The sequence below is a fragment of the Streptomyces sp. NPDC005728 genome, from assembly GCF_040630895.1.
GTDB lineage: Bacteria > Actinomycetota > Actinomycetes > Streptomycetales > Streptomycetaceae > Streptomyces.
The window spans coordinates 1-9860 of the sequence record NZ_JBEXYL010000177.1 but is presented as its reverse complement, the minus strand read 5'-3'; the positions used below and the strand labels follow the sequence as shown (position 1 = coordinate 9860).

The window sequence follows — 9860 nt, the reverse complement described above, 5'->3', positions numbered from 1 at the left end:
GTGCGGTGGCCGGTCTCGGCCTCCACAAGGGCGTGGCGATGATCGTCATGGGCAACCCCGCCGGAGGAATCCGGCGGGGCCTTCTCGCTGACGTCGGCTCAGACGGCCGGGGCGTACTTCGGGTTGGGGCCGTACTGGTTCGGCTCCGCCTTGCCCTCGGAGGCGAGGAAGACGATCAGGATGATCCAGCCGACCAGCGGGATCAGCGGGAAGAGGACGAACCAGCCGGACCGGCCCGTGTCGTGCAGGCGGCGGACCGCGACCCCGAGGCTGGGCAGCAGGACCGCGAGGCTGTAGACCAGGCCGAGGACGATCGACCCCATGGCGTTGTCGATGATCGCCAGCACGATGCTGATGATCACGCTGAACAGGGTGAACATCCAGAATTCCTGCCGCCGCGCGCGGCCGCTGAACACCGCGTACTTCTTCAGTACGTCCACGTACCAGTGCATTGTCTCGTCCCCCCAGGGATAGCGCGTGCTTGGTGACTCATCGAATCAGTCACGCTGGCCGGGAACCATGCTTTTGGCGTGCTCGGGTCAATGTGTTACCCGCCTGCGGCCGTTCGGTGACAAGGGTTGAAACGGAGGCACAGTGGAGGGGCTGCAGACGTGACTGCATCGCAATCATGGGCGGGAATCCGGACGCGCGGCCGGTGCGTCTGAGTCGGTATGGACCTCCAGAAGCCGCCGCCCCAGCCGCAGTACCCCGAAGGGTGCCTCGCCGTCGCGATCCGCATCCCCGTGCGGATCGTCGTGCTCGTGCTGGTCCTGCCGGTGCGGATGGCGTGGGACGCGCTGGTCGTCGTCGGCCGGTTCCTGAAGGACACCGTGCTGCGTCCGGCGGGGCGCGTGCTGCTGTGGGTCGGCCGGGCACTCCTCGTGTGGCCTTGGGTGGCGCTGTGGCGTCATGTCCTCGTGCCCGTAGGGAAGGCGCTCGGACGGCTCGGACACGTCCTCGTCGTCGTACCGCTGGGGTGGCTGTACAGGTACGTGCTGACCCCGGCCGGACACGCCCTCGCCCGGGTCGCACGGGGGATCGGCGCCGGCCTCGGGTGGCTGTACGCGCGCGTGCTCGCACCGGTGGGCCGGGGCATCGCCTGGCTGCTGAAGGGCATCGGCATCCTGCTCGCCGCCGTCGGCGCGGGCCTGTACGCCGCCGTGGCCTGGCTGCTGCGGTACCTGCTCGTCCTCCCCGCGCGATGGCTGTACGAGTGGATCCTCGCCCCGGTCGGACGGGCGCTGGCCTGGCTCGCGGGCGCCGTCGTCACCGGGATCGGCGCGGTCCTGTACTGGACGGCCCGCATCCTCCTCGTGCTGCCCGCCCTGACCCTGTGGCGCTGGGTCCTCGCGCCCCTCGGCCGGGCCCTCGCCGTCGTCGCACGCGAGGTGGGGGAGGCCCTCGGGCATGCCTGGCGGATCGCCGGACGGATCTCGCGCGCCGTCGGACGGGCGCTCGCGACCCTCTTCCGGTGGATCTTCGTGGAGCCGCTGCGCTGGGTGTACCGCACCGTCCTCACCCCCGTCGGACACGTCGTACGGGACTACGTCCTGCAGCCTGTCGCCGAGGCCGCGCGCGCGGTGCGGCGGACCGCACGGCAGGCGCTGACCAGTGCCCGCGACTCCGTGCGGCAGGCCCGCGCGGACCTGAGACGGATGCTCCTCGGCGAGCCCCGGCCGCCGGTCGCGGTGAACCGCCGGGAACCTGCGGGGCGCGACACACGTACTCTTGGTAGCAGTAAGACCGCTCTCACGAAGGACTAGGACACTGGGCAAGCGACAGCCCGAAGGCCCGCCGCCCGCACCCGCGGTGCAGCGCATCCGACTGCGCTACACCAAGCGCGGCCGCCTCCGGTTCACCAGCCACCGTGACTTCCAGCGCGCCTTCGAGCGTGCGCTGCGCCGCGCCGAGGTGCCCATGGCGTACTCGGCGGGGTTCACACCGCACCCGAAGGTGTCGTACGCCAATGCCGCACCCACCGGCACGGGCAGTGAGGCGGAGTACCTGGAGATCGCGCTGACCGCGCCGCGTGACCCCGAGACCCTGCGCGTCCTCCTCGACGAGTCGCTGCCCACCGGGCTGGACATCGTCGACGCGGTCGAGGCACGGACCTCGGGCCTCGCCGACCGGCTGACGGCCTCCGTCTGGGCGCTGCGGCTGGACGGCGTCGACCCGGTCGACGCCGAACGTGCGGTCGAGGCCTTCACCAAGGCCGACACCGTCGAGGTTCAGCGCATGACCAAGAACGGCGTCCGCACCTTCGACGCCCGCCCGGCGGTCGTACAACTGGAAACGCACAGGTCGCAGCCCGATGCAAGCATCGGCTCCGCCGGAGCGGCCGACGTCGCACTCCTTGCTGGGCCGAGTGACCAGCCCTGTGCGATACTGCGGCTGGTTGTTCGGCACGTGACGCCTGCCGTACGACCCGACGACGTCCTGTCCGGTCTCCGCGCCGTGGCCGACCTGGCGCCGCCGGTCCCCGCAGCGGTGACCAGGCTGGCGCAGGGGCTGCTCGATGAAGAGACCGGCACGGTGACCGACCCGCTCGCGCCCGACCGCGAGGCAGCCGAGGCCCTGACGGCCGCACCGGCTGCCGCCGCGACGGCGCCGACGCCGGAAGGTTCCGCGTAGGGACGGACGTCGAAAGCGCAGCCCTCGTACTCGGGAGCCACCTGGGTCGGGCAGCGCACCGACCAGAAGACTTTCGCCAGGCCGTACCGACAAGGCGTACGGAACCGGCGAGACAGGACACAGAGTGCTCCCGTGCGGCGCCCGCGCCCCGGACGGCGGTCATCGCGCATCGCGCGGGCCGCGGACGTCAACGGCGAACGGTCCATCGAGACCGGCGCCGGACCAGGCGCGGCGCCCGGGAGCCTGACGGGAGAAACGCCCGCATGCTCGAGCCGACCGAACCCACTGAGGGTTCCGAACTGAACACTCCCAGCGACACCCTGCCGCCGCGCAGGCGTCGCCGTGCAGCCTCCCGCCCGGCGGGTCCCCCCGCCGAGGCCGAGGCCCCCACCGAGGTCACCGTGCCGGCCATACCGGCCGCGGATCCCGACGAGATCGTCGAGGCCGACGAGACCGCTGAGGCGGAGGTGACCGCCGAGGCCGAGGCCGTGGAGGCGCCCGCCGCCGAGGAGGCCGCTCCCGCTGCCCGTACCCGCCGTCGTGCCACCCGCCGCGCCTCGGCGCCCGCCGGTGCGCCCGCGGCCACCGAGTCCGCCGGCACGGTCGTATCGGCTGCGGCTTCTGCTGCCGAGGCCGTGGAGACCGCCGAGGCCGTCGAGGCTCTCGAAACCGGCGAGACCGCTGAGGCCGCCGAGGAAGCCGCGCCCCGTCGCACCCGCCGCCGGGCCACCCGCCGCGTCTCCACGCCCGCCGAATCCGCCGAGGCCGAGGAGAAGGCGCAGGCCGAGACAGAGGTCGAGGCAGAGGGCGAGGCGGAGCAGCCGGTGGCGGAGGCCGAGGCTGCCCCCGCTCGTACCCGCCGCCGTGCCACCCGGCGCGCCTCCGCGCCCGCCGGTGCACCGAAGGCGGCCGAGGTACCCGAGTCCGCGCCCGCCGCTGAAGCCCCGGTCGCCGCCGAGGCCGCTCCCGCCGCCGAAGCTCCTGCCGAGGCCGCTCCCGCGGCCCGTACGCGGCGTCGCGCGACCCGCCGAGTGTCCGCACCGACCGGTTCCCCGGAAGCCGCCGAGGCCGCCGAGACCGTCGTAGCGGCCGCTGCCGCCGCGCCCGCCGCTGTCGCGGAGGAGACCCCGGCCGCTGAGGCCGCCGCAGAGACCGCTTCCCAGGGCCGTACCCGCCGCCGCGCCACCCGTCGTGTCTCCGCGCCCGCCGGTGGTCCGGTGGCCGAGGAGGCCCCCGTGGCTGCCGTCGAGCAGGCCGAGGCCGCCCAGCCCGCCGAGGAGACCGAGATCACCGAGCCCGTCGCCGCCCAGCCCACCGCCGCCGAGGCCCCCGCCGAGGGTGCCGCCGCGCCGCGTCGCCGCCGCCGGGTCGTGCGGCAGGCCGCCACCGGGTTCTCCGCGCCCGCGCCGTCCGAGGCCGCCGAGGCCGAGGCACCGCGTCGGCCGGCCCGGCCCACCGTGGCCGTGTTCCAGGCGCCGGTGTTCGCCGAGCCCAAGTTCCAGACGCCCGAGCGGGCCGCCGCCGAGGCCGCTGCCGAGGCCGCCGGGGCGGAGGAGACCGAAGAGACCGAAGAGACCGAGGCGTACACGGAGGAGCGCACCGATGCCGGCGCGCGCCGTCGCCGTCGCCGCCGGGGCGCCGCCGTCGCCGAGGAGACACAGGTCGTCGAGGCCGCCGCCGAGGATGAGGAGCCGGAGGAGACCGCCGCCGAGGACCTCGCCGAGGGCGAGGGTGAGGGCGAAGAGCCGGACGAGACCGAAGAGGCCGAGGGCACCGAGGAGTCCGGCTCGCGTCGCCGTCGTCGCCGGGGCGGCCGTCGCCGTCGCCGGGGTGACGCCGCCGACGGCGAGGGCGCGGACGCCGAGGCCGACGAGCTGGCCGCCGAACAGGCCGAGCAGGACGCCGAGGACACCGCCGAGCAGGAGGAAGAGGACGCCGACGAGGCTCGCGACGAGGCCGGAGGCTCCTCCAGCAGCCGCCGTCGCAGGCGCCGTCGCCGCCGTGCCGGTGACACCACCGCCGACACCGAGCCCGACGAGGGCGACCCGGAGCGCACGGTCGTCAAGGTCCGCGAGCCCCGCAAGCCCAGCGAGCCCTCCGACGAGGTGCAGTCCATCAAGGGCTCGACCCGTCTGGAGGCCAAGAAGCAGCGCCGCCGTGAGGGCCGTGAGCAGGGCCGCCGACGCGTCCCGATCATCACCGAGGCCGAGTTCCTGGCCCGCCGCGAGGCCGTCGAGCGCGTGATGATCGTGCGCCAGCACGGCGAGCGCACGCAGATCGGCGTGCTCGAGGACGGCGTGCTCGTCGAGCACTACGTCAACAAGGAGCAGTCGACCTCGTACGTCGGCAACGTGTACCTGGGCAAGGTCCAGAACGTGCTGCCGTCGATGGAGGCCGCCTTCATCGACATCGGCAAGGGCCGCAACGCCGTCCTGTACGCCGGTGAGGTCAACTTCGAGGCGCTGGGCATGGCCAACGGGCCGCGCCGCATCGAGGCCGCCCTCAAGTCCGGCCAGTCCGTGCTCGTCCAGGTCACCAAGGACCCGATCGGGCACAAGGGCGCGCGTCTGACCAGCCAGGTCTCCCTCCCGGGTCGCTACCTGGTGTACGTCCCCGAGGGCTCGATGACCGGCATCAGCCGCAAGCTGCCCGACACCGAGCGGGCCCGGCTGAAGACCATCCTCAAGAAGATCGTCCCCGAGGACGCGGGCGTCATCGTGCGCACCGCCGCCGAGGGCGCGAGCGAGGAGGAGCTGCGCCGGGACGTCGAGCGGCTGCAGGCGCAGTGGGAGGACATCCAGAAGAAGGCCAAGAACGGCAACGCGCCGACGCTGCTGTACGGCGAGCCGGACATGACCGTCCGGGTCGTCCGCGACATCTTCAACGAGGACTTCTCCAAGGTCGTCGTCAGCGGCGACGACGCCTGGTCGACCATCCACGGGTACGTCTCGCACGTCGCCCCGGACCTCGCCGACCGGCTGTCCAAGTGGACCTCCGAGGTCGACGTCTTCGCCACGTACCGCATCGACGAGCAGCTGTCCAAGGCCCTGGACCGCAAGGTCTGGCTGCCCAGCGGCGGCTCGCTGGTGATCGACCGGACCGAGGCGATGGTCGTCGTCGACGTCAACACCGGCAAGTTCACCGGCCAGGGCGGCAACCTGGAGGAGACGGTCACCAGGAACAACCTGGAGGCGGCCGAGGAGATCGTGCGCCAGCTGCGGCTGCGCGACCTCGGCGGCATCATCGTCATCGACTTCATCGACATGGTCCTGGAGTCGAACCGCGACCTGGTGCTGCGGCGCCTGCTGGAGTGCCTGGGCCGCGACCGTACGAAGCACCAGGTCGCCGAGGTGACCTCGCTGGGCCTGGTCCAGATGACCCGCAAGCGGGTCGGCCAGGGCCTGCTGGAGTCCTTCTCCGAGACCTGCGTCCACTGCAACGGCCGTGGCGTCATCGTGCACATGGAGCAGCCGACCGCCGTCGGCGGCGGCGGTGGCGGCAAGCGCAAGAAGCGCGGGCGTGGCGGTGACGGGCAGGTGCACGAGCACGAGGCCGCCGCCGTGGCCGTGGAGACCGGCGAGGCCGTCGAGCCGGAGACCGAGACGTCCGCCGAGGTGGCCGCCGAGGTCGCCGAGCCGGTCGCGCTGCCCGCGCCCGACTTCGCGCCGGACGAGGAGCTGTACAGCAGCATCGCCGAGGCGGAGGCGGCGGCCGGTCGTGGCCGCGGCCGTCGCCGCGCGAGCCGTCGGGTCTCGGCACCGGCCGGTGCGCCGAAGGCGGAGAGCAGGAAGGCCGAGAGCCGGAAGGCCGCACAGGCCGCCGAGACGGTCACGGTGCCGACGGCTCAGGCCGTCACGCCCGCCGAGGAGATCGCGCGTCCCGTGCAGCCGGAGACGGCCGCCGAGGTGCCGGTCGAGCCGGTCGCCCCGGAGGAGCCGGTGATCGCCCCGGAGACCGCCGTCGAGGAGGCCGCTCCCCAGGGCCGTACGCGTCGCCGTGCGACCCGGAAGGTGTCGGCGCCTGCCGGTTCCCCGGCGGGCGCGGAGGCGGCCGTGGTGACGGTCGCCGAGACCGCGCCCGAGGCACCGGTGGAGCAGCCCGCGGCCGAGGCCCCGGCCCCGGCCGAGGAGGCGCCCGCCGAGAGCGCCGCCCCGGCCCGCCCGCGGCGCCGCGCCGTGCGCAAGGCCACCGCGCCGACCACCTCCGAGGAGACGGCCGTCGTGGTCGTCCCGGCCACCGCGCCGGAGGCGGCTGCCGCTGAGGCGCCCGCTGCCGAGGAGACGGCGGAGGAGGCCGCGCCGGCCAAGAAGACCGCCCGCAAGGTGGCCAAGAAGGCCACGGCGAAGAAGGCGGCCACCAAGAAGACCGCGGCCAAGAAGACGGTCGCCAAGAAGACGACGGCCAAGAAGGCGGCCAAGACCGTCAAGACGGCCGCCGCGAAGTCGACGGCGAAGAAGACCACCACGGTCACCGCCGCCACCGACGAGGGCTGACGAGGCCCGACGGGGTGTGCGGCCGGTTCATGTGACCGGCCGCATACCCCGGGGGCCCGGCCCGGTTTGACCCCTTAGGCGGTGGCCCCGTAACCTTGACCGTCGGCGTGTCCACTGAACACGTCACATCCCCGTAAACCTCTTCCTCCCGGGCACAGGGTGGGCCGGGAGAGGTCGCCCATGTCGTTTCTGGGTGGCTGGCCTTCGGGGGTGCCGTTTCTTCGAGCGAAAGAGAGATCCGCGTGTACGCCATCGTGCGCAGCGGTGGTCGCCAGCACAAGGTTGCTGTCGGCGACATCGTTGAGGTTGACAAGATTTCCACTGCCCAGGTTGGCGACACGGTCGAGCTCTCGACCCTGCTCGTTGTCGACGGCGACGCTGTGACCAGCGACCCGTGGGTGCTGGCCGGCATCAAGGTCCAGGCCGAGGTCGTGGACCACCACAAGGGCCAGAAGATCGACATTCTGCGCTACAAGAACAAGACCGGCTACCGCCGTCGTCAGGGCCACCGCCAGCAGTACACGGCGATCAAGGTCACGTCGATCCCCGCGGCTGCGAAGTAAGGGACTGAGGAGACATGGCACACAAGAAGGGCGCATCGTCCACCCGGAACGGTCGCGACTCCAACGCCCAGCGGCTCGGCGTGAAGCGCTTCGGCGGTCAGGTCGTCAACGCGGGTGAGATCCTGGTCCGCCAGCGCGGCACCCACTTCCACCCGGGCGCCGGCGTCGGCCGTGGCGGCGACGACACGCTGTTCGCGCTGCAGACCGGTGCGGTGGAGTTCGGTACCCACCGTGGCCGCAAGGTCGTGAACATCGTTCCGGTCGCCTGAATCGCCTGATTCACGGCTTCGACCGAACGACTCGTTCGATCCTTTCGCGAGGCGGACCTCACTTCCCGGTCGGGAAGGCGGGTCCGCCTTTCGCGTGTTGACATTGGTAATACCCGCAAGTTTCTGGAGGCACTGAACCATGACCACCTTCGTGGACCGCGTCGAACTGCACGTCGCCGCGGGTAACGGGGGCCACGGCTGTGCCTCCGTCCACCGCGAGAAGTTCAAGCCGCTCGGCGGCCCGGACGGCGGCAACGGCGGCCGTGGCGGTGACGTCATCCTGACCGTGGACCAGTCGATCACCACGCTGCTGGACTACCACCACTCCCCGCACCGCAAAGCCACCAACGGCAAGCCCGGCGAGGGCGGCAACCGCTCCGGGAAGGACGGCGAGGACCTGGTCCTGCCGGTGCCGGACGGCACGGTCGTCCTGGACAAGGCCGGCAACGTGCTCGCCGATCTGGTCGGCCACGGCACCTCGTACATCGCCGCGCAGGGCGGCCGGGGCGGCCTCGGCAACGCGGCGCTGGCGAGCGCCCGCCGCAAGGCGCCCGGCTTCGCACTGCTGGGTGTGCCCGGGGACCTGCAGGACATCGTCCTGGAGCTGAAGACCGTCGCCGATGTGGCGCTCGTCGGCTACCCGAGCGCGGGCAAGTCCTCGCTGATCTCGGTGCTCAGCGCGGCCAAGCCGAAGATCGCGGACTACCCCTTCACGACCCTCGTGCCCAACCTGGGTGTGGTGACGGCCGGTTCGACCGTCTACACCATCGCCGACGTGCCCGGTCTGATCCCGGGCGCCAGCCAGGGCAAGGGCCTGGGCCTGGAGTTCCTGCGGCACGTGGAGCGGTGCAGCGTGCTGGTGCACGTGCTGGACACCGCGACCCTGGAGTCCGAGCGTGACCCGGTCTCCGACCTCGACATCATCGAGGAGGAGCTGCGGCAGTACGGCGGTCTCGACAACCGTCCCCGGATCGTCGTCCTGAACAAGGTCGACGTGCCGGACGGAAAGGACCTCGCCGAGATGGTCCGCCCCGACCTGGAGGCGCGCGGCTACCACGTCTTCGAGGTGTCGGCGGTGGCGCACATCGGGCTGCGAGAACTGTCGTTCGCCCTCGGTGAGCTGGTCGGCCGGGCGCGTGCCGCGAAGCCGAAGGAGGAGGCGACGCGGATCGTCATCCGGCCCAAGGCCGTCGACGACGCGGGCTTCACGGTCACCCGCGAGGAGCTCGACGGCGAGCCGCTGTTCCGAGTGCGCGGCGAGAAGCCGGAGCGCTGGGTGCGGCAGACCGACTTCAACAACGACGAGGCCGTCGGCTACCTCGCCGACCGGCTCAACCGCCTCGGTGTCGAGGAGCGGCTGATGAAGACGGGCGCCCGGTCCGGCGACGGCGTCGCCATCGGACCCGAGGACAACGCGGTCGTCTTCGACTGGGAGCCGACGGTCATGGCGGGCGCGGAGATGCTCGGTCGCCGTGGCGAGGACCACCGCCTGGAGGCGCCCCGTCCTGCCACGCAGCGGCGCCGGGACCGGCAGGCCGAACGCGACGAAGCCGGCCGGGAGTTCGACGACTTCGAGCCCTTCTAACCCAGGCGCCCTCTCCCGTACCGGACAGGGCAGCGGCAACGTGAGAGGGCGGGCCGGAGGAAATCCTCCGGCCCGCCCTCTCACGTTCTCGGCGTCGGCGTCAGCTGTTGTCGTCCGCCAGCTCCTGGCCGACATAACTGCGGAGCCAGGTCCGGAAGTCCGGTCCCAGGTCTTCACGTTCGCACGCCAGTCGGACAATGGCACGCAGATAGTCGCCACGGTCGCCGGTGTCGTAGCGTCGGCCCTTGAACACGACACCGTGCACGGGGCCGCCGGCCTTCTCGTCCTGGGCGAGCTGCTGGAGGGCGTCGGTGAGCTG

General features: G+C 72.4%; 7 protein-coding genes and 1 pseudogene. 6 read left to right on the top strand and 2 right to left on the bottom strand.

Going from position 1 to position 9860, the window contains the following annotated elements; genetic code table 11:
* Nucleotides 1–98: 98 nt before the first annotated feature.
* Nucleotides 99–452, bottom strand: a complete 354-nt coding sequence (locus tag ABZ471_RS45950; RefSeq protein WP_359075115.1) for a DUF805 domain-containing protein — start codon at nt 450–452, stop codon at nt 99–101.
* A 219-nt stretch (nt 453–671) separates the two neighbouring features.
* Between ABZ471_RS45950 and ABZ471_RS45945 the strand changes: the two genes are divergently transcribed.
* From ABZ471_RS45945 to obgE, 6 genes are all read left to right on the top strand, one after another.
* A complete protein-coding gene (locus ABZ471_RS45945) occupies nt 672–1763 on the top strand; it encodes a hypothetical protein (RefSeq protein ID WP_359075114.1) in 1092 nt (363 codons plus the stop codon).
* 46 nt (nt 1764–1809) lie between these two features.
* Nucleotides 1810–2631: a TIGR03936 family radical SAM-associated protein gene (locus tag ABZ471_RS45940; RefSeq protein ID WP_359075113.1), complete on the top strand. Its 822-nt coding sequence runs from the start codon at nt 1810–1812 to the stop codon at nt 2629–2631.
* A gap of 263 nt (nt 2632–2894) precedes the next feature.
* Nucleotides 2895–7124 carry an Rne/Rng family ribonuclease gene (locus ABZ471_RS45935; RefSeq protein ID WP_359075112.1) on the top strand — a complete coding sequence of 1410 codons (4230 nt, stop codon included), beginning with the start codon at nt 2895–2897 and terminating at the stop codon, nt 7122–7124.
* A 242-nt stretch (nt 7125–7366) separates the two neighbouring features.
* Nucleotides 7367–7687, top strand: coding sequence for a 50S ribosomal protein L21 (gene rplU, locus ABZ471_RS45930; RefSeq protein ID WP_067123957.1), 321 nt, complete (start codon nt 7367–7369; stop codon nt 7685–7687).
* Between the two features lie 14 nt (nt 7688–7701).
* A complete protein-coding gene (gene rpmA / locus ABZ471_RS45925) occupies nt 7702–7956 on the top strand; it encodes a 50S ribosomal protein L27 (protein WP_039649526.1) in 255 nt (84 codons plus the stop codon).
* 139 nt (nt 7957–8095) lie between these two features.
* A complete protein-coding gene (gene obgE / locus ABZ471_RS45920) occupies nt 8096–9541 on the top strand; it encodes a GTPase ObgE (RefSeq protein WP_359075111.1) in 1446 nt (481 codons plus the stop codon).
* A gap of 100 nt (nt 9542–9641) precedes the next feature.
* Here obgE and ABZ471_RS45915 read toward each other — a convergent pair.
* Nucleotides 9642–9860: pseudogene (locus tag ABZ471_RS45915) on the bottom strand (UTP--glucose-1-phosphate uridylyltransferase); the annotation flags it as partial.

Coding starts and splice junctions, on each gene's coding strand:
- ABZ471_RS45950 (WP_359075115.1), bottom strand. CDS start 452: ATGCACTGGTACGTGGACGTACTGAAGAAGTACGCGGTGTTCAGCGGC.
- ABZ471_RS45945 (WP_359075114.1), top strand. CDS start 672: ATGGACCTCCAGAAGCCGCCGCCCCAGCCGCAGTACCCCGAAGGGTGC.
- ABZ471_RS45935 (WP_359075112.1), top strand. CDS start 2,895: ATGCTCGAGCCGACCGAACCCACTGAGGGTTCCGAACTGAACACTCCC.
- rpmA (WP_039649526.1), top strand. CDS start 7,702: ATGGCACACAAGAAGGGCGCATCGTCCACCCGGAACGGTCGCGACTCC.
- obgE (WP_359075111.1), top strand. CDS start 8,096: ATGACCACCTTCGTGGACCGCGTCGAACTGCACGTCGCCGCGGGTAAC.